At 36.9% G+C, this 18,884-nt stretch carries 22 protein-coding genes; 21 read left to right on the top strand and 1 reads right to left on the bottom strand.

Going from position 1 to position 18,884, the window contains the following annotated elements; all coding sequences use genetic code 11:
• From deoC to KFD70_RS17340, 21 genes are all read left to right on the top strand, one after another.
• The coding region (deoC, locus tag KFD70_RS17440; protein ID WP_431613250.1) for a deoxyribose-phosphate aldolase at window positions 1–308 on the top strand (308 nt) is incomplete at its 5' end.
• Window positions 309–711: 403 nt separating this feature from the next.
• Entirely contained in the window at window positions 712–885 is a 174-nt protein-coding gene (gene rpsU, locus KFD70_RS17435; protein ID WP_000048061.1) for a 30S ribosomal protein S21, read from the top strand.
• A 15-nt stretch (window positions 886–900) separates the two neighbouring features.
• The gene (locus tag KFD70_RS17430; RefSeq protein WP_336450136.1) at window positions 901–1,344 is read left to right on the top strand and encodes a GatB/YqeY domain-containing protein; all 444 of its coding nucleotides are present in this window, start codon (window positions 901–903) and stop codon (window positions 1,342–1,344) included.
• Between the two features lie 106 nt (window positions 1,345–1,450).
• Window positions 1,451–1,747 (top strand): sporulation protein YqfC, encoded by a 297-nt coding sequence (yqfC, locus tag KFD70_RS17425; protein WP_336450135.1) that lies wholly within the window; start codon window positions 1,451–1,453, stop codon window positions 1,745–1,747.
• 135 nt (window positions 1,748–1,882) lie between these two features.
• Window positions 1,883–3,082 carry a sporulation protein YqfD gene (yqfD, locus tag KFD70_RS17420; RefSeq protein WP_336450134.1) on the top strand — a complete coding sequence of 400 codons (1,200 nt, stop codon included), beginning with the start codon at window positions 1,883–1,885 and terminating at the stop codon, window positions 3,080–3,082.
• Between the two features lie 3 nt (window positions 3,083–3,085).
• Window positions 3,086–4,045, top strand: coding sequence for a PhoH family protein (locus KFD70_RS17415; RefSeq protein ID WP_336450133.1), 960 nt, complete (start codon window positions 3,086–3,088; stop codon window positions 4,043–4,045).
• Window positions 4,046–4,237: 192 nt separating this feature from the next.
• Complete coding sequence (locus KFD70_RS17410) at window positions 4,238–6,382, top strand: HD family phosphohydrolase (protein WP_431613249.1); 2,145 nt, start codon at window positions 4,238–4,240, stop codon at window positions 6,380–6,382.
• Window positions 6,379–6,849, top strand: coding sequence for an rRNA maturation RNase YbeY (gene ybeY, locus KFD70_RS17405; protein ID WP_336450131.1), 471 nt, complete (start codon window positions 6,379–6,381; stop codon window positions 6,847–6,849). The genes KFD70_RS17410 and ybeY overlap by 4 nt, the downstream gene beginning before the upstream one ends.
• The gene (locus tag KFD70_RS17400; protein ID WP_336450130.1) at window positions 6,846–7,199 is read left to right on the top strand and encodes a diacylglycerol kinase family protein; all 354 of its coding nucleotides are present in this window, start codon (window positions 6,846–6,848) and stop codon (window positions 7,197–7,199) included. Before ybeY ends, KFD70_RS17400 begins: the two co-directional genes overlap by 4 nt.
• A 103-nt stretch (window positions 7,200–7,302) precedes the next feature.
• Entirely contained in the window at window positions 7,303–7,701 is a 399-nt protein-coding gene (locus KFD70_RS17395; protein WP_336450129.1) for a cytidine deaminase, read from the top strand.
• The gene (gene era / locus KFD70_RS17390; protein WP_336450128.1) at window positions 7,694–8,599 is read left to right on the top strand and encodes a GTPase Era; all 906 of its coding nucleotides are present in this window, start codon (window positions 7,694–7,696) and stop codon (window positions 8,597–8,599) included. The genes KFD70_RS17395 and era overlap by 8 nt, the downstream gene beginning before the upstream one ends.
• Before the next feature lie 110 nt (window positions 8,600–8,709).
• The gene (locus KFD70_RS17385; protein WP_000883924.1) at window positions 8,710–8,853 is read left to right on the top strand and encodes a YqzL family protein; all 144 of its coding nucleotides are present in this window, start codon (window positions 8,710–8,712) and stop codon (window positions 8,851–8,853) included.
• A 33-nt stretch (window positions 8,854–8,886) separates the two neighbouring features.
• A complete protein-coding gene (recO, locus tag KFD70_RS17380) occupies window positions 8,887–9,633 on the top strand; it encodes a DNA repair protein RecO (RefSeq protein WP_431613248.1) in 747 nt (248 codons plus the stop codon).
• A 107-nt stretch (window positions 9,634–9,740) separates the two neighbouring features.
• Complete coding sequence (gene ccpN, locus KFD70_RS17375; protein ID WP_336450619.1) at window positions 9,741–10,373, top strand: transcriptional regulator CcpN; 633 nt, start codon at window positions 9,741–9,743, stop codon at window positions 10,371–10,373.
• Between the two features lie 29 nt (window positions 10,374–10,402).
• Entirely contained in the window at window positions 10,403–11,215 is an 813-nt protein-coding gene (locus KFD70_RS17370; RefSeq protein WP_336450126.1) for a pyruvate, water dikinase regulatory protein, read from the top strand.
• 402 nt (window positions 11,216–11,617) lie between these two features.
• A complete protein-coding gene (locus tag KFD70_RS17365; protein WP_336450125.1) occupies window positions 11,618–12,076 on the top strand; it encodes a YaiI/YqxD family protein in 459 nt (152 codons plus the stop codon).
• 38 nt (window positions 12,077–12,114) lie between these two features.
• A complete protein-coding gene (gene dnaG, locus KFD70_RS17360; protein WP_336450124.1) occupies window positions 12,115–13,911 on the top strand; it encodes a DNA primase in 1,797 nt (598 codons plus the stop codon).
• Window positions 13,912–13,970: 59 nt separating this feature from the next.
• Window positions 13,971–15,092 (top strand): RNA polymerase sigma factor RpoD, encoded by a 1,122-nt coding sequence (gene rpoD / locus KFD70_RS17355; RefSeq protein ID WP_003200669.1) that lies wholly within the window; start codon window positions 13,971–13,973, stop codon window positions 15,090–15,092.
• A 383-nt stretch (window positions 15,093–15,475) separates the two neighbouring features.
• Window positions 15,476–15,832, top strand: a complete 357-nt coding sequence (gene cccA / locus KFD70_RS17350; protein WP_336450123.1) for a cytochrome c550 — start codon at window positions 15,476–15,478, stop codon at window positions 15,830–15,832.
• 207 nt (window positions 15,833–16,039) lie between these two features.
• Window positions 16,040–16,747 (top strand): tRNA (adenine(22)-N(1))-methyltransferase, encoded by a 708-nt coding sequence (locus KFD70_RS17345; protein WP_336450122.1) that lies wholly within the window; start codon window positions 16,040–16,042, stop codon window positions 16,745–16,747.
• Window positions 16,744–17,865 (top strand): Nif3-like dinuclear metal center hexameric protein, encoded by a 1,122-nt coding sequence (locus KFD70_RS17340; protein WP_336450121.1) that lies wholly within the window; start codon window positions 16,744–16,746, stop codon window positions 17,863–17,865. The genes KFD70_RS17345 and KFD70_RS17340 overlap by 4 nt, the downstream gene beginning before the upstream one ends.
• A gap of 47 nt (window positions 17,866–17,912) precedes the next feature.
• Here KFD70_RS17340 and KFD70_RS17335 read toward each other — a convergent pair whose 3' ends face one another.
• A complete protein-coding gene (locus KFD70_RS17335; RefSeq protein ID WP_336450120.1) occupies window positions 17,913–18,863 on the bottom strand; it encodes a 4-hydroxy-3-methylbut-2-enyl diphosphate reductase in 951 nt (316 codons plus the stop codon).
• Window positions 18,864–18,884 lie beyond the last annotated feature (21 nt).

Genomic DNA, 18,884 nt, shown 5'->3' with positions numbered 1-18,884 from the left:
CGCTTGTGAAAATTATTATTGAAACATGTCTATTAACAGAAGAAGAAAAAGTTCGAGCTTGTGAATTGTCTGTAAAAGCAGGCGTAGATTTCGTAAAAACATCAACTGGATTCTCAACGGGCGGAGCAACAGTAGAAGATGTAGCGTTAATGAGAAAAACAGTCGGACCGGAAATCGGCGTGAAAGCTTCAGGTGGTGTTCGTAACGGACAAGATATGGATGCGATGATAGAAGCGGGAGCAACGCGTATTGGTACAAGTGCAGGCGTAGCACTGGTAAGTGGAAAAACAGCAACAACTGATTATTAATATAAAAGCGGAAGCGATTCGTTTAGAACATGAGGACGTTGGAACTCTTTCCTACGAGGCGCTTTTTGCCCCGTAAGAAAGAGTGGAACGACCGATTGTTCTAGTCGCTGGAGCTGGATAAAATAAAAGCGGAAGCGACTCGTTTTTGTCTCGACTGAGGGGCAAAATGTTCGGTATTCTTTTATAAATTTATCCGTTTAAAAAGTAAAAAATAATAGTTGTAACACGTAATTTAAATAGATTTTGGAAAAAGGAAGAGCACCTACTCTTCTTTTATTCTGTCAAATAGTTGACCTGAAGTGACAAAATGTATTATAATCGTAAAAGACATGCTGAAGAAGTGTTTCTTTTTGCATGCTGAAGTTAGTATGTAAGTGTGATGTTTCGGAGGGAGGGAAAGAGAATGTCAAAAACAGTCGTTCGTAAAAACGAGTCTTTGGAGGATGCACTTCGCCGTTTTAAAAGATCGGTTTCTAAAACTGGTACACTTGCTGAAGCAAGAAAGCGCGAGTTTTATGAAAAACCAAGTGTAAAACGTAAGAAGAAATCTGAAGCGGCAAGAAAGCGTAAATTCTAAGAGAGGGTGTAAGTTATGAGTCTTCTCGGTCGTTTAAACGATGATATGAAACAAGCGATGAAGAATAAACAAAAAGAAAAATTAACCGTCATTCGTATGGTTAAGGCTGCTTTGCAAAATGAAGGAATTAAACTGCAACAAACTCTTACTGAAGAAGAGGAATTAACAGTTTTAACTCGTGAAGTAAAACAGCGTAAGGACTCCCTCCTTGAATTTAAAAAAGCGGGTCGTGATGACCTTGTTGATAAACTGCAAAGTGAAATTCAGATTTTAGACACGTATTTGCCGGAGCAATTAACAGAGGAAGAACTTGCGGGCGTAATTAAGCAAGTTATTGCTGATGTTGGTGCTGCTTCTAAAGCAGATATGGGTAAAGTGATGAGTGCTGTTATGCCGAAAGTAAAAGGTAAAGCAGACGGATCGCAAGTGAATAAGCTGGTTGCACAGCTATTAGCATAAAAAAGCGTCTCATGAGAAATGAGACGCTTTTTTATGCTTTTTTCTGTTTGGACGTGATATTACAAGCTCTTTTTTCATACATATGGGATGAGAGGGGGTCTTGGAGATGAAGAAATTGGTGCAAATGAAAAATTGGCTCACGAAGCAAATAGACCTACCAGTGGATGTACTAATGGATCTACCTCGTATTACCCTTGTCGGGCAAGTACATATTTATATAGAAAATCATCGAGGGTTATTAGTATTTACAGATAAAGAAGTGCGGTTGTTATTGAAGCATGGTCAATTATTAATAAAGGGGCAATCATTTGTTATTAAAACAATTCTTCCAGAGGAGCTTTTGTTGGAAGGGGTTATTGAACAAGTAACGTTTTTAGAAGATGAGAAGAAAGATAACTCATAATGAAACTTCCATTCGTGAAGTTTTTCTTCTTATTTCGTTTCGTACGAGCTATTTGAATGATAAACGGTGAGGAAAGCACTGAGTAGAGTAGTGACGTAACACCTGTGCTTTTTGAGAAAGGTAGTGGGGCGAACGATGAAAAATCAATGGTTTACCCGGTGGATTGGGTATGTAAAAGTTCGAATTGAAGGTAGAGGAGTGGAACGATTTATTAATGAGTGTGTACGCAGAAATTTGCTTGTATGGGATGTAAAGAAGATTACAGAGGATACATTAGTATTTTGTATGTTACTTCGTGATGTAAAGCGACTGAGACCTATCTATCGGAAAAATGAATGTAAACTATACTTTATTGGGCGTTTCGGCTTTCCGTTTTGGAATAAGCGTTTGCTCAAGAATAGTGGTTTTTTAATCGGATTTCTTATCTTTTTTTTCGGTATAATCGCTTTATCAAATATGGTTTGGAAAATTGAAGTTACAGGGGCAAAACCGGAAACGGAATATATTCTTATGAAAGAATTGGACAAAATGGGTATTAAAAAAGGAAGACTGCAATTTCAAATGCCTAGTGTAGAGGATGTTCAGCGTCATTTAACAGATAATATTAATGCCATTACGTGGGCGGGTCTAGAAATAAAGGGGACAACATATCATTTTAAAATCGTTGAAAAAAATGAGCCGGAGAAGGAAAAAGAGCGAAAACCACAAAATTTAGTTGCAAAGAAAGAGGCAATTATCACTAAGACATTTGTGGAAACCGGAAAACCAGTTGTAATGAAAAATGATTATGTGCAAAAGGGACAACTTCTTGTGTCGGGGATGTTTGGAAAGGAGGATAATCCAACAATTGTTTCTGCTAAAGGAATTGTATATGGAGAAACGTGGTATGAATCAGAGGTGACAGTTCCTTTAAAAACAACGTTTCAAGTATATACAGGAAATTCATATAATGAGCATTATCTTCGTCTTGGAAGTGTTAAAATAAAAATATGGGGATTTCAGCATGATAAGTATAAGCGCTCTCGTACTGAAAATGTTAAACACGATGTGAAGCTACTCGGTTTTACATTACCTATTTCTTATGAAAAGGAAATTGTTCGCGAAGAGGAAGAAGCGAACCGTGAATATACAGACAAACAAGCAATGCGAGTAGCGAGAGAAATGGCTGAAAAAGAACTGAAGAAAAAATTGGATGAACATGCTATGATTGTAAGTGATAAGATTTTGCATAAAGAGGTTGAGGCGAATCAGTTAAGAGTAACATTACATTATACAGTGATTGAAAATATTGCAGAGCCACAACCGATATCCGAATCCGACATTCAAGGAGACTGAGTAATGGCAGAACAATTAGTAGAAATGAATCAACAAGTGGAAAATCATAATGAAGCAATTGCTCTATTTGGAGTGAATGATGCGCATTTAAAAGTAATTGAACGAGAACTTGCCGTATCTATTGTAACGCGAGGTGAATCTGTCCGTGTATCTGGAACAGATGAAGCAGTGGCGCTTGTTGAAAAAATCTTACAGCAATTACTTGCTGTTATTCGTAAAGGTGTATCAATCTCTGAGCGGGATGTTGCATATGCAATTCAGCTTGGCCGTCAAGGAAAAATAGCTCATTTTGAAGAGCTATATGAAGAGGAAATTTTTAAAACAGCAAAGGGTAAATCCATCCGTGTAAAGACGATGGGACAAAGGCAGTATATTCATGCGTTGAAGAAGAATGATATTGTATTTGGAATAGGTCCTGCTGGTACAGGGAAGACCTATTTAGCTGTGGTAATGGCTGTGCGAGCTTTAAAGCAAGGGTATGTAAAAAAGATTATTTTAACAAGACCAGCTGTAGAAGCAGGTGAAAGCTTAGGTTTTTTACCAGGGGACTTAAAAGAGAAAGTAGATCCTTATTTACGTCCTTTATATGATGCGCTTCATGATATTCTTGGGCAAGAGTATACGCAACGTATGATGGAGAGAGGGACGATTGAAATTGCGCCTCTTGCATATATGAGAGGGCGAACGCTGGATGATTCTTTCGTTATTTTAGATGAAGCTCAAAATACAACAGGTGCTCAAATTAAAATGTTTTTAACTCGCCTAGGTTTTAGTTCAAAAATGGTGGTTACTGGTGATCCATCGCAGGTTGACTTACCGAAGGGGGTAAAGTCAGGACTTTCAATTGCTGCACATGTTCTATCAGGTGTATCGGGGATTTCATTTGTTAAATTAGATCAATCTGACGTTGTAAGACATCCACTTGTGCAGCGGATTATCGAGGCATATGATAAAATGGAATGATCCTATTTGTAAGGATCATTTCTTTTTGTATGATAGATGAAAGGGTTGGCGAATAGCTTATTTTTTACTATCATTAGAGGATGGACAAGTAGATTTATGTATTTGTGATTGTGAATCATTAGTAGAGCTGAAGAAAACTCTCGATTGATTCAAGTTTCACTTTATGTCTGGAGAGGAGAAGGTATTGAAATCATGTCAAGATCTCAAGAAATTTCTAGGTGGTTTCGTAACATACAACATTCGAAAAAATTAAGCTGGATTTCTTATATTTTATTAGGAGCGGTACTGTTTTTTGCACTTATGAACAATGTGAAACCAGAGCAACTAGATGTTAAAATGCTATCTATTTCTAAACAAACAATCCACTCTCCTATCAAAATCGAAGATAAAGTAACGACGGATAAAAAGAAGAGAGAAGCTGCTCAAAAGGTTGAAGACCAATATACATATCGAAGTGAATACAAGCAAAATAAAGTAGATATTGTAAACTCTGTCTTTGGTGCGATAGAAGAAGTGGAAGCTGAGACGAAGGCTGCCGGTCCTGATGAACAGAAAAAGATTTCTGCTGCGGAACGATTAGAAAAGCTAAAAAAGAAATTGCCTACGGATTTAACAAAAAGTTTATCTGATTCTGTACTGTTACAGTTGGTGAACGCTGAACAGGATCAATTGACGTTGGCAAGGGATGCTGTTGTGACAGCAATCAATAATATTATGAGTACGCATATTAAAATGAATGAGGAAAATGAAGCGAAAGAGCGCTTTGTTAATGAAATACGTAATGTTAATGTGAATAGTGATTTAAAAGAAGCGCTTAACACGCTTGGGAAATATGCAATTGAAGCGAACTATTTCTATGATTCAGTTGCTACAAAAGAACAAAAACAAAAGGCGATGGATGGGGTAGCGTCAGTGCATATTTTGCAAGGGCAAATTCTTGTTAAAGAAGGCGACACAATTACAAGAGAAGTATATGATCAGTTGAAATTAGTTGGACTTCTTGAACATGGAAATACATTCCAACCATTTGTAGGATTAGCAATTTTTATTGGTGTGCTCTTATTCTTCATGCATAAACAATTTGAATTGTTTTTAAAATTGAAAAGAGAAGAGAAACCATATATTTTAGCTTATACAACGATTGTAGCGATTACAGTTGTTTTGATGAAAATCATTAGTTTATTCCAAAAACTAGAATACGCTGGTATTGCATATATTGTTCCGGTTGCGATGGGAACAATACTTGTAAAGTTAATGATTGGCGATCGTTTCGTTTTTATTACAAGTGTGATTTTTTCTGTATGCAGTAGTATTCTGTTTAACGAAGGTGTAACGAGCACACTGAACTATAATGTAGGTATTTATGTTTTACTAAGTTCTTTATCTGTTAGCATCTTTTTGAGAGAAAAAAATCGACGTACGATGATTTTACAGGCGGGTATCCTTGTTTCTGTTTTAAATGTAGTTGTATTAGCTGCGTTGTTACTCTTACGAAATGGTAATTTTTCACCACTTGAAATTGGCTCGCAGCTACTAATGGCGGCAGCTTCTGGGATTATTTCTTCCATTTTAGCCATGGGAATTTTACCATATTTAGAAAGCGGTCTTGGAATTGTATCAAGTATGAAACTTATGGAGCTTTCAAGCCCAAATCATCCGCTCCTTCGAAAAATTTTGTTAGAAGCACCGGGAACATATCACCATAGTGTTATGGTTGCTAACCTTTCTGAAGCGGCTTGTGAGGCTGTTGGAGCGAATGGAGTTTTAGCGCGTGTTGGTGCGTATTACCATGATATTGGAAAAACGTTGCAACCTCATTTCTTTATAGAAAATCAAATGGGGATTGAAAACCCGCATGATAAATTAGATCCTGAAACGAGTAGAGATATTATTATTGCTCATGTGACAAATGGAGTAAGGATGTTAGAAGAACATCATATTCCGCAAGAAATTATTGATATTGCAGGACAGCATCATGGAACGACATTACTCAAATATTTTTACTATAAAGCAATTAAAGAAGATAAAGAGAAATATACAGAAGAAATGTTCCGTTATCCAGGATCAAAAGCGACTTCAAAAGAGTCTGCAATTGTTGGGATTGCGGATAGCGTCGAAGCGGCAGTGCGTTCTATGAACCATCCAACACCAGAACAAATTAATAATTTAGTACAAAGTATTATAAAAGATCGCCTGCAGGATGGACAGTTTAGTGAATGTAATTTGACATTTAAAGAATTACAAATTGTTGGGAAAACTTTATGTGAAACGTTAAATGGTATTTTCCATTCTCGTATTAAATATCCGGAACCACCGGAAGAAAAGGTGACAGAATGAGTTTATTAATAGATTTTTTTGATGAAACAGAAGAAGTGAAAGAAGAATATGTGAGTATGATTCGCAATCTTTTAGAGCAAGCTGCACGAATGGAGAACGTAGAAGACGGAACAGAGCTTTCTGTTACGTTTGTTGATAATGAACGTATTCAAGAAATTAATCGTGATTATCGCGATAAGGATCAACCGACAGACGTTATTTCTTTTGCAATGGAGGATATGGGAGAAGGTGAGATGGAGATCGTTGGCGTGGAAATGCCGCGTATGCTAGGGGATCTTATTATTTCTATTCCAAGGGCGAAAGAACAGGCTGAAGAATATGGACATTCTTTTGATCGTGAGCTAGGGTTTTTAGCGTTACATGGATTCTTACATTTACTTGGTTATGATCATATGACAGATGAAGATGAAAAAGAAATGTTTGGAAAACAAAAAGAAATTTTAGAGGCATTTGGATTAGGTAGATGAAAAAAGGAAAACTTATAAATAGTTTTGGATATGCTATAGCTGGTATATACTTTTGTCTTCGTCACGAACGCAATATGAAAATTCATTTTTGGGCCGCAGTTATTGTTATATGCTGCGGCTTTTATTTCCATGTAACGATAACGGAATGGCTCATATTACTCATTACAATTGGAATTGTAATGAGTTTGGAAATGGTTAATACGGCAGTTGAAAAAACGGTTGATTTAGCCACAGCGGATTTTAAAACATTTGCTAAAATTGCAAAGGATGTTGCTGCCGGTGCAGTGCTATTATTTACTATTATAGCTGTTATAATTGGTGCTATTATCTTTTTACCTTATATGGTATAGTTGCATTCCAAAGCTTTTGTTATGCTTTGGTAATGGTAAGAACGCCGTTAATGAAAGTTTCATTTTATCTTTTCACAATTGAAAGCGGAAAGGATGCGAGGGTATGAACAGCAAAGAATTAATTCAAGAAGCAATCGAAGCGCGTAAACAGGCGTATGTACCATATTCTAAGTTTCAAGTAGGTGCAGCATTATTAACGGAAGATGGAAAAGTATACCGTGGATGTAATGTTGAAAATGCATCATATGGATTATGTAATTGTGCAGAAAGAACGGCTTTATTTAAAGCGATTTCTGAAGGAGATAAAGCATTTGTAGCGATAGCGGTTGTGGCGGATACAAACCGGCCAGTACCTCCTTGTGGAGCGTGCCGTCAAGTTATGATAGAATTATGTAAACAGGATACGAAAGTATACTTATCAAATTTACATGGTGACATTCAGGAGACGACGGTCAGAGAATTGTTACCAGGAGCATTTTTAGCGGAGGATTTACATGAATAGAAAAGGTTATAAATCAGGTTTTGTCTCTATAATTGGCAGACCGAATGTTGGAAAGTCTACATTTTTAAATCGTATTATCGGTCAAAAAATTGCCATTATGAGCGACAAACCACAAACAACACGTAATAAAATTCAAGGTGTATATACGGAGAATGATTCACAAGTTATCTTTATTGATACGCCAGGAATACATAAGCCAAAGCATAAACTAGGCGATTTTATGGTGAAAATGGCACAAACGACATTAAAAGAAGTTGACATTGTTTTGTTTATGGTTAATGCAGCTGAAGGTTTTGGTCGTGGTGAAGAATTTATTATTGAAAAACTACAAGAAACAAAGCAACCGGTATTTTTAGTGATTAATAAAATTGACCAAGTTCATCCAGAAAAATTGCTGGAATTAATTGATCAATATCGTAAGCTGCATGAGTTTGCAGAGATTGTTCCGATTTCTGCATTAGAAGGTAATAATGTTGAATCGTTAATTGGAGCGATTAAAAAGTATTTACCAGAAGGGCCACAATACTATCCGGACAATCAAGTAACAGATCATCCTGAGAGATTTATTATTGCAGAACTGATTCGTGAGAAGGTGCTTCACTTAACACGTGAGGAAGTACCACATTCGGTGGCGGTTGTGATCGATGCGATTCAAAAACGTGAAGGCGGAGCCGTCTATGTAAATGCAACAATTATTGTAGAACGCCCGTCACAAAAAGGAATTATCATCGGAAAACAAGGGAAGATGCTAAAAGAAGTTGGGAAGCGAGCTCGTTTTGATATTGAAGCACTTCTCGGTTCAAAAGTATTCTTAGAAGTATGGGTAAAAGTACAAAAAGATTGGCGTAATAAAATGTCACAGCTTCGCGATCTTGGTTTCCGTGAAGATGAGTATTAATAGAAATTAGGAAAAATTTTTCTCACATGAAAATGGACAAAATGGGTCATTTTAATAACAACAAAAGAAATTGGTTTATATGCTACGCTTACTGAGAAAGGTGGATTCTTATGCTAGATTTTACCTGGAAGTTTTTCTCCAAGACAGGAAGCATTGAGACGTATTTGCTTTTGAAAGAAATGGAAAAAGACGTAAACGATGAGATGGATCAACATGAAGAGGAGCTAGCGCATCTAGATTCTCCAATTTCTTGACCCGTTTTGTTCAAACCTTGGATGGTGACGAACATGTTTCAAAAAGTTGAGGGAATTGTTATCCGGACAACTGATTACGGAGAAACGAATAAAATTGTTACGATATTCTCCCGTGAACTTGGAAAAGTAAGTGCAATGGCAAGAGGGGCGAAAAAACCGAAAAGTAGGTTAGCATCTATTTCGCAACTTATGACACATGGTCACTTTCTGATCCAAATGGGGTCTGGACTTGGAACTTTGCAACAAGGTGAAATCATTTCATCTATGAAAGAAATTCGTGAAGATATATTTTTAACTGCTTATGCATCATTTATCGTTGAATTGACTGATAAAGCAACTGAAGATAAGAAACATAATCCGTACTTATTTGAAATGTTATATCAAACACTGCACTATATGTGCGAGGGTGTTGATCCTGAAGTATTGTCATTAATTTATCAAACGAAGATGCTCCCAGTACTCGGGATGCATCCATACTTTGATACATGTGCAATTTGTCACCATGAAGCAGATTTTGTCGCCTTCTCTGTCCGAGAAGGCGGTTTTCTGTGCTCGCGCCATGCAGAGCAAGATCCATACCGTATTCCGGTAGGAGAGGCGATTCATAAATTGTTACGTCTCTTTTATCATTTTGATTTAGCTCGCCTTGGTAATGTATCTGTCAAGGATGGAACGAAGCGGCAAATGCGTACAGTATTAAATGCATATTATGATGAATATTGTGGAATCTATTTGAAATCAAGGCGTTTTCTTGAGCAACTTGATAAATTTCAAATATAACGAGGACCATATACAGGTCCTTTTTACATACTTTCTTTTTCGAAAAGCATATTTAGTATATAATATTTAAGAGATAGTATAACTTTTTTCGTTGTGCATTGAAGGTGGTGATTATCATAGAACTGAATAAACGGCAAGAACATATCATTCAGATTGTAAAAGATCACGGTCCTATTACAGGGGAATCAATTGCGGCACAATTAAATTTAACGCGTGCAACGTTACGACCTGACTTAGCGATTTTAACGATGGCAGGTTATTTAGAAGCACGTCCACGTGTCGGTTATTTTTATACAGGAAAAACTGGGGGACAGTTATTATCAGAAGCTGTTAAGAAAGTTAAAGTACAAGATTATCAATCTAGACCGGTCGTAGTTGATAAAAATATTTCCGTATACGATGCGATTTGTACTATGTTTTTAGAAGATGTTGGTACTTTGTTTGTTGTAGAGCAAGCGACGCTTTTAGTCGGGGTGGTTTCTCGTAAAGATTTATTACGCGCAAGCTTAGGAAAGCAGGATTTAACATCGCTTCCGGTTAATATTATCATGACAAGGATGCCAAATATCGCAATGTGCCGTAGGGAGGATTCTCTATATGATGTTGCGATGGAATTAATAGAAAGACAGATTGATGCTGTACCAGTTGTGAAAGATACCAAACAAGGACTAGAAGTTGTTGGTCGAATTACAAAAACAAATATTACGCGTGCATTTGTAAATTTAGTAAACAATGAATAAGTGTAATTTGTTTAAAGTGAGGTAATGTAATGGATAATAAAATCGTATATGTCGTATCTGACTCTGTTGGAGAGACGGCTGATTTAGTTGTTCGAGCTGCAATGGGACAGTTTCCATTCGCTCCTGATATTAGACGTGTACCCTATGTGGAAGATGCGGGGACATTAAAAGAAGTAATTTCAATTGCAAAGAGTAATCAAGCACTTATTTGTTTTACATTAGTGAAACCAGAAATGCGTCAATATATGCTAACGGAAGCGGCAAAAGAGGGAGTAGAGGCCTATGATATCATTGGTCCTCTTATTGATCAAATTGAGGAGATTACAGGACAAGTTCCAAGGTATGAACCTGGCGTTGTACGTAGATTAGACGAAGAATATTTTAAAAAGATTGAAGCAATCGAGTTTGCTGTGAAATATGATGACGGTAGAGATGCACGTGGGATTTTAAAAGCGGATATCGTTTTGATAGGAGTATCACGTACTTCAAAAACACCGCTTTCCCAATATTTAGCTCATAACAAGCGATTGAAAGTTGCGAATGTGCCACTTGTACCAGAAGTGGATCCGCCTGAAGAATTATATCAAGTTGCAAAAGAAAAATGTTTCGGCTTGAAAATTACACCGGATAAGTTAAATCACATTCGAAAAGAACGATTAAAATCACTTGGGTTAAGTGATGGAGCAACATATGCGAACATCAATCGTATTAAAGAAGAAATTGATCATTTTGAGAAAGTGGTAAACAAAATAAACTGTCAAGTTATTGATGTATCAAATAAGGCGATTGAGGAAACAGCAAATATTATTGTGAATGCAGTGCAAAACCAAAAAATGTTTTAGCACATTTACCAAAGGTGAATGTGCTTTTTTCGCTCGAGATAAAGTGAAACTTTAATCAGTGTTTTTTCATCCTCACTACTTATTAGTTCTTGCCAATCGGGCTTTTACAGACAGTTTATTTCTCGTCTAATTTTTTTATTCTACTTGGATTTTGAAGTGGAGTACTACACCTATAAATAGCTGGGTGAAATTTTAAAGGATATGTAGCGAAGTTAGAGAAAATATATTATAATAAAAAATTGTGATAAAAAGGTACATTTTACGTTTAGACTTTAATTTTTCAGAATAAACTAGGGATAGGATTTACGAAAAAGGTATACATTTACGTAAAATCGACAAAAATCTGAACAAGAAAACGCACATTATGGAAGGATTCACAGAAGGGATGTAGAATACAGAAATATGCAAAACATCAGGAAGATTCTAGTTGATGCAGATGCATGTCCTGTGAAGGATGAAATTGTGCGAGTTGGAACAAAATTTCATGTCGAAATTTTGTTTGTCGCATCCTACGCCCATCGTTCGAGAAAACAGCAAGGAAATTGGATATATGTAGATTCTGAACAAGATGAGGTGGATTTTTATATTTATAAACACGCCAAAGCTTCAGATCTCGTGATCACACAGGATATGGGACTTGCTGGTCTTCTTGTAAAAAAAGGAGTATATGTATTATCTCCACGAGGTACATTTGTGACTGATGAGCAAATGGATACAATTTTATATAGTAGATATGTATCTGCGAAGTTACGCAGACAAGGGACCTATACAAAAGGTCCAAAATCATTTTCACTGCATGATCGACAATGCTTTTTAACAAATTTAGAAAAAATATTGTCGAATTATAAAGGAATCCTTTAATTTGTATCGAATACAAAATACGACACGGAGATGGAGTTATGGGGAACAGAATTCCCGAAGAAGTTGTTGAACAGATTCGGACATCATCTGATATTGTAGAAGTGATTGGTGAGTATGTTCAACTCAGAAAGCAAGGGCGCAATTATTTTGGGCTTTGTCCGTTCCATGGTGAGAACTCGCCTTCATTTTCTGTTTCCTCAGACAAGCAAATTTTTCATTGCTTCGGATGTGGAGAGGGAGGAAATGTTTTTTCGTTTCTCATGAAGATGGAAGGACTCTCTTTCATAGAAGCTGTGCAAAAGCTTGGAGAAAGAAATAATATTTCGGTTGTAGATTATACATTGGGACAAGAACAACAAGAGAACATATCTGATGACAGTGTCATTATGTTACAGGCTCACGAACTTTTGAAAAAATACTATCACCATCTTTTAGTGAATACAGAAGAGGGCAATGAAGCTCTGTCTTATTTGCTAAATCGCGGTATTACAAAAGAGATGATTGCAAAGTTTGAAATTGGTTATGCATCCCCAGCTTGGGATGCAGCAGCAAAAATATTACAAAAAAGAGGTTTTTCGCTATCAACCATGGAGCAAGCTGGCTTACTTGTGCGGAGTGAAAGAGATGGAAGTCATCATGACCGTTTTCGAGGAAGGGTTATGTTTCCAATTCACACACTACAAGGGAAAGTATCTGCGTTTAGTGGAAGGGCATTAGGAGATGATACTCCGAAATACTTAAACAGCCCAGAAACACCTATTTTTCACAAAAGTAAGTTGCTGTATAACTTTCATCAAGCAAGGGCGTTTATCAGAAAACGAGGGCAAGTTGTTCTATTTGAAGGATATGCTGACGTATTAGCTGCTGTAAAAAGTGGGATTGAGGAATCAGTTGCGACGATGGGAACAGCTCTAACAGAAGAACAGGCGAAACTTCTGCGGCGTAATGTTGAAACTGTTGTTCTTTGCTATGATGGTGATAAAGCAGGACGAGAAGCGACAATGAAAGCAGGGCAATTGTTATTGCAGGTTGGTTGTCACGTCAAGGTTACTTCATTGCCAGATAAGCTTGATCCTGATGAATACGTGCAACAATATGGAACAGCGGCGTTTGAAAATCTTGTAAAGGCTAGTATAAGTTTTGTTGGATTCAAAATAAATTACTTGCGTTTAGGGAAAAATTTGCAAGATGAGTCTGGTAAAGAAGAATATGTGAAAAGTGTTTTAAAGGAGCTAGCATTATTGCAAGATGCAATGCAAGCAGAGTCATATTTAAAATCATTATCGCAAGAATTTGCTTACTCAATGGAAACACTTTTAGGCCAATTACACCAATATCGCAAAGAACAAAAGATACAGCAAAAACAAACGAAGCAAATTTCTAAGCCGCCTCAAATCGTTCAGGCAAAACCGAAATTTTCAGGTTTTGAAAGAGCAGAAAGAGAGCTCATTTACCATATGCTACAAAGTGCAGAAGTTGCTTTTCGTATCGAACCTCATATAGAAGATTTTCATACGGAAGAACATAAAGGGATTTTATATGAACTATACGCATATTATGAAAAGGGAAATGAACCTTCAGTCGGAAATTTCTTGAGTTGGCTCTCTGATGAGAAATTGAAAAATATTATCACCAATATTTCAACGGATGAATTCATTAATCCAGAATACACAGATGAGGTATTGCAAGGTCACTTAGAGGCGCTAAGCCGCCATAAGCAAAAGCTTAAAAAAATGGAAACCATTTTTGCATTAAAGCAAATGGAAAAAACAGATCCAGTAGAAGCTGCAAAATTTTATGCAGCATATTTACAAAATCAGAAAGCAAGAAGATAGCTTTTTGTATAAAATTTTATTATAATGAATGTTTGTATCTCGCGTAAGGAGGGGAACAAATGGCTGATAAACCAGCTCGTTCTAAACAAATTGAAACTGATATGACTCTTGAGCAAGTGAAAGAACAACTCACTGAGCTCGGAAAAAAACGTGGCGTTCTTACATATGAAGAGATTGCAGAACGCATGAATGGATTTGAAATTGAATCCGATCAAATGGATGAATATTATGAATATTTAGGTGAACAAGGAATTGATTTAGTTGGTGACAACGATGAAGGTCCGAATAATCACCAAATCACAAAAACCGAAGAGGAATTCGATTTAAATGATTTAAGTGTGCCACCAGGTGTAAAAATCAATGACCCTGTTCGCATGTATTTAAAAGAAATCGGTCGTGTCGATCTACTATCTGCTGAAGAAGAAATTCGCTTAGCAACGCGCATTGAAGAAGGTGATGAAGAAGCGAAGCGCCGTCTTGCGGAAGCAAATTTACGTCTTGTTGTAAGTATTGCAAAACGATATGTAGGCCGTGGTATGCTCTTCTTAGACTTAATTCAAGAAGGAAACATGGGTCTAATTAAAGCTGTTGAAAAGTTTGATTATCGTAAAGGTTTTAAATTCAGTACGTATGCAACTTGGTGGATTCGCCAAGCGATTACACGTGCCATTGCAGACCAAGCGAGAACAATTCGTATTCCAGTTCATATGGTTGAAACAATTAATAAATTAATCCGTGTACAGCGTCAATTGTTACAAGATTTAGGCCGTGAACCATCTCCAGAAGAGATTGGAGAAGAAATGGATCTTGCTCCAGAAAAAGTACGCGAAATCTTAAAAATTGCACAAGAGCCAGTTTCTCTTGAAACACCAATTGGTGAAGAGGATGACTCGCATTTAGGCGATTTTATTGAAGACCAAGAAGCAACATCACCTGCGGACCATGCAGCGTATGAGTTGCTAAAAGAACAATTAGAAGATGTGTTAGATACACTAACAGATCGTGAAGAAAATGTTCTACGTCTTCGTTTTGGTTTAGATGATGGACGAACTCGTACGCTTGAAGAAGTTGGGAAAGTATTCGGCGTAACGAGAGAGCGTATTCGTCAAATTGAAGCAAAAGCGCTTCGTAAATTAAGACATCCAAGCCGTAGCAAACGTTTAAAAGATTTCTTAGAATAGGGTTCTTTTTAAGTTTACTTCACATTTGTGAAGTAAACTTTTTTATTTTGTTAATTTTTGTTAAAATTTAGCTGTGAGTAGCGATTACAATTCTTGTAATTTATTTTACAGAATTGTCTTTTGATTTGCAAATGCTCATTTTTCGATTTTTCGATTAATTTCGTTTATTCTATACAAAAATATATGTAGAAAAACAAAAAATATGATGAGAAGCGTTGATATTTATCAAAATAATATGTGATAAAAGAGAGATAATCAATAAACTGAATTTATGGAATATTTTTAACAACTGATAGTTTTGTCTTTTCTGATAGAGCGTTTTCAAGTACAATGGAAATAACTGAATCATCTAACTATTAGGGGCGTAGAGGGGGGAAAGAAGTATGAAACGTAATCCATTGATTCCGTTTGCACTCATTGCTGTAATAGGGATTGTTATTATGTTTGTATTTTCGTTTGAGGGGTTATATAAATCTAAAGAGCTAGCCGATGCAAAAAATGGGGGGAAACCAGCGCAAACGGCATCGAAACCAGAAGACATTGTGAAACAGAGTTGTGCGAGCTGTCATGGTGATCAGTTGCAAGGTGCGGTAGGGCCTAGCTTACAAAAAGTTGGTGGAAAACTTTCCAAAGATGAAATTAAAGAAGTTATTGTAAAAGGGAAAGGGAATATGCCGCCAAATTTAATTCCAGCTGATCAAGCTTCTAAAGTAGCTGATTGGTTATCTAAGAAGAAATAAGGTGAACCTTTAATTTGTGAGAATTGTATGATTCGCATGTAATGGAATACGACAAAAAACAAGTTCTTTGCTTATTGGCGGGGAGCTTGTTTTTTTATCCTAAAATCAGATGAAATAAATGAATTGTTTTGTTTCTTTACTTGCAACAACTACTGTAAATTCATTATCATGGAGACAGACTGACAAGAGAAGGAGCAATGGAAATAAATGAATGAAGTGAAGCTTTCAAAAAGATTAGAAGAAGTAGTGCGGGAAATTCCGATAGGATCTAAAGTTGCAGACATTGGTTCTGACCATGCGTACTTACCGTGCTATACAATTATAAATCATATTGCTACAAAGGCGGTAGCGGGAGAAGTGGTAGATGGGCCATTTCGTTCCGCGCAGGCTACAGTAGCAGAAAGTGGCTTGCAAGAAAAGATAGATGTTCGAAAAGGGAATGGATTAGCTGTCATTACACCGGGAGAGGTTGATGTAATTACGATTGCTGGTATGGGTGGCGCGTTAATTCGTGATATTTTAGAGGCTGGAAAAGAAAAACTAGAAGGTGTAACGCGTTTGATTTTACAACCGAATATTGCTGCACATCATATTCGTGAATGGTTCATTGAAAATGGATGGGAGCTTATTCATGAAAAAATTATAAAAGAAGACGGCAAGATTTATGAAATTTTAGTTGGAGAAAAAGGAAACCCTTTAGCGCCTTACTCTGAAAACAAACAAGCTGAGCTATTTATTGGACCGTTTTTGATGAAGGAAAAAAATGATGCTTTTATTGAGAAATGGGAAGGTGAATCAAAAAACTTTCAAAATATCTTAAAGCAACTAGAACGTGCAGCAAATTCCGAAGATACAAAAGCGAAACGGAATGAAGTAGCAGAGAAAATGAAAATGATAGGAGAGGTTTTATCATGAGTAAAATTCCAAATGGGCATGAGATCATTTCTTTATTTGAAAGTATGTATCCCAAGCACCTAGCAATGGAAGGTGACAAGATTGGCTTGCAGATTGGGGCATTAAATAAGCCGGTTCAGCATGTATTAATCGCATTAGATGTTACAGAAGCAGTTGTAGAAGAGGCGATTCAAATAGGAGCGAATGTAATTATTGCTCATCATCCTCTTATTTTTAATCCATTAAAAGCGATTCATACAGATAAGGCCTATGGGCGAATTATTGAAACCTGTATTAAAAATGATATCGCTGTTTATGCAGCGCATACAAATGTCGATGTAGCAAAAGGTGGAGTAAATGATTTGCTTGCCGACGCGTTAGGATTACAAAATACAGAAGTACTTGTTCCGACATACTCGGAAGAGATGAAAAAGATTGTTGTATTTGTGCCTGTAACGCATGCTGAAGAAGTTCGAAAAGCACTTGGAGATGTTGGAGCAGGTTATATCGGTAACTATAGCCATTGTACGTTTAATAGCGAAGGGATAGGTACGTTTATGCCTGGGAAGGGGACAAATCCTCATATAGGCAAAACTGGGCAGTTAGAGCGTGTAGAAGAGGTGAAGATTGAAACGATTATACCAGCCTCCCTAGAACGAAAAGTCATAAAAGCAATGTTGACAGCTCATCCATATGAGGAAGTTGCTTATGATGTGTATCCACTTGATAATAAGGGAGAAACATTAGGGCTTGGTAAGATTGGATATTTACAAGAAGAAATGACATTAGGCCAGTTTGCTGAATATGTGAAATCGGCATTAGATGTAAAAGGGGCACGAGTTGTTGGGGATTTAGACGACAAAGTGCGGAAAGTAGCGGTGCTTGGCGGTGATGGGAATAAATATATTACGCAAGCGAAATTTAAAGGAGCAGATGTATATGTAACAGGCGATATGTATTATCATGTTGCACACGATGCAATGATGCTCGGATTAAATATTGTAGACCCAGGACATAATGTGGAAAAAGTAATGAAACATGGTGTGCAAAAGCAATTACAACAAAAAGTGGATGAGAAAAAATTTACTGTGCAAATTCATGCTTCAGAGTTACATACAGATCCATTTACTTTTGTATAAACATTGTAATAAAAAATCCGTTGCTAGCGAATTAGCAACGGATTTTTTTATTGTTGTTTTTTTACCTTTACACGCGGCAGGATTTTTTGGAGTGGTACGTTTCGTTTACGTTCCCAGGTTGCTGGGTTCATCGGATCGTACTGTTCTAAAAAGGCGATTACTTCTTTTGTAATCGGTGTTGGTGTAGATGCTCCTGCAGTAACAGCGACGTTTTCGATACCTTGCAGCCACTCTAATTGAATTTCGCTTACATCTGCAACGCGGTATGCCTTTGTACCAGCAATTTCTTGTGATACTTGAGCTAAACGGTTTGAGTTATTACTTTTAGGATCACCAACAACAATCGTTAAATCAGCCACATCAGCCTGTTTAGCAACGGCTTCTTGACGAACTTGTGTTGCTAAGCAAATTTCTTTGTGAAATTCAGCTGTTGGGAATTTTTTCTGAATGTCTTCCATCAGGTGCTGAACGTCCCATTGGCTCATTGTTGTTTGATTTGTAACTAAAATTTTCTCTGTTGGGATTTCTAGTGTTTCCAAATCATTTGCCTTTTCAATAAGATGGACGATATCAGGTGCAATACCAACGGCACCTTCTGGTTCTGGATGTCCCTTTTTACCAATGTAAATCACATGGTATCCTTCCGCTTTTTTTGCTTCAATGAGGTCATGTGTTTTCGTAACGTCTGGACATGTTGCATCGATTGTCATTAATCCTTTTTCTTTCGCACGTTTTTTAACTTCTGGAGAAACGCCATGTGCGGTGAAAATAACAGTACCAGAATCAATTTTGTCTAAAATCTCTAATCGACTTGGACCATCTAATGTAATAATGCCGTCTTCCTCGAAAGCATCTGTTACATGTTTGTTGTGAACAATCATACCTAAAATATAAATGGGTCTCGGTAACGTTTTATCTAGTGCAGCATTGCGTGCAATGACCATCGCATCAACAACACCGTAGCAATAACCACGAGGGGAAATTTTAACAATTTTCATGTGAGTAATCCTCTCCTTCTA

The organism is Bacillus pfraonensis, from assembly GCF_050768835.1.
GTDB classification, from domain to species: domain Bacteria; phylum Bacillota; class Bacilli; order Bacillales; family Bacillaceae_G; genus Bacillus_A; species Bacillus_A pfraonensis.
Note: the sequence above shows the minus strand (reverse complement) of the source record. Positions and strands in the feature narration are given on the sequence as shown.

Coding starts and splice junctions, on each gene's coding strand:
- KFD70_RS17430 (WP_336450136.1), top strand. CDS start 901: ATGAGTCTTCTCGGTCGTTTAAACGATGATATGAAACAAGCGATGAAG.
- KFD70_RS17335 (WP_336450120.1), bottom strand. CDS start 18,863: ATGAAAATTGTTAAAATTTCCCCTCGTGGTTATTGCTACGGTGTTGTT.
- KFD70_RS17395 (WP_336450129.1), top strand. CDS start 7,303: ATGAACAGCAAAGAATTAATTCAAGAAGCAATCGAAGCGCGTAAACAG.
- KFD70_RS17415 (WP_336450133.1), top strand. CDS start 3,086: ATGGCAGAACAATTAGTAGAAATGAATCAACAAGTGGAAAATCATAAT.
- dnaG (WP_336450124.1), top strand. CDS start 12,115: ATGGGGAACAGAATTCCCGAAGAAGTTGTTGAACAGATTCGGACATCA.
- KFD70_RS17370 (WP_336450126.1), top strand. CDS start 10,403: ATGGATAATAAAATCGTATATGTCGTATCTGACTCTGTTGGAGAGACG.
- KFD70_RS17345 (WP_336450122.1), top strand. CDS start 16,040: ATGAATGAAGTGAAGCTTTCAAAAAGATTAGAAGAAGTAGTGCGGGAA.
- KFD70_RS17385 (WP_000883924.1), top strand. CDS start 8,710: ATGCTAGATTTTACCTGGAAGTTTTTCTCCAAGACAGGAAGCATTGAG.
- ybeY (WP_336450131.1), top strand. CDS start 6,379: ATGAGTTTATTAATAGATTTTTTTGATGAAACAGAAGAAGTGAAAGAA.
- yqfD (WP_336450134.1), top strand. CDS start 1,883: ATGAAAAATCAATGGTTTACCCGGTGGATTGGGTATGTAAAAGTTCGA.
- era (WP_336450128.1), top strand. CDS start 7,694: ATGAATAGAAAAGGTTATAAATCAGGTTTTGTCTCTATAATTGGCAGA.
- rpsU (WP_000048061.1), top strand. CDS start 712: ATGTCAAAAACAGTCGTTCGTAAAAACGAGTCTTTGGAGGATGCACTT.
- yqfC (WP_336450135.1), top strand. CDS start 1,451: ATGAAGAAATTGGTGCAAATGAAAAATTGGCTCACGAAGCAAATAGAC.
- rpoD (WP_003200669.1), top strand. CDS start 13,971: ATGGCTGATAAACCAGCTCGTTCTAAACAAATTGAAACTGATATGACT.
- KFD70_RS17365 (WP_336450125.1), top strand. CDS start 11,618: ATGCAAAACATCAGGAAGATTCTAGTTGATGCAGATGCATGTCCTGTG.
- KFD70_RS17410 (WP_431613249.1), top strand. CDS start 4,238: ATGTCAAGATCTCAAGAAATTTCTAGGTGGTTTCGTAACATACAACAT.
- KFD70_RS17340 (WP_336450121.1), top strand. CDS start 16,744: ATGAGTAAAATTCCAAATGGGCATGAGATCATTTCTTTATTTGAAAGT.
- cccA (WP_336450123.1), top strand. CDS start 15,476: ATGAAACGTAATCCATTGATTCCGTTTGCACTCATTGCTGTAATAGGG.
- recO (WP_431613248.1), top strand. CDS start 8,887: ATGTTTCAAAAAGTTGAGGGAATTGTTATCCGGACAACTGATTACGGA.
- KFD70_RS17400 (WP_336450130.1), top strand. CDS start 6,846: ATGAAAAAAGGAAAACTTATAAATAGTTTTGGATATGCTATAGCTGGT.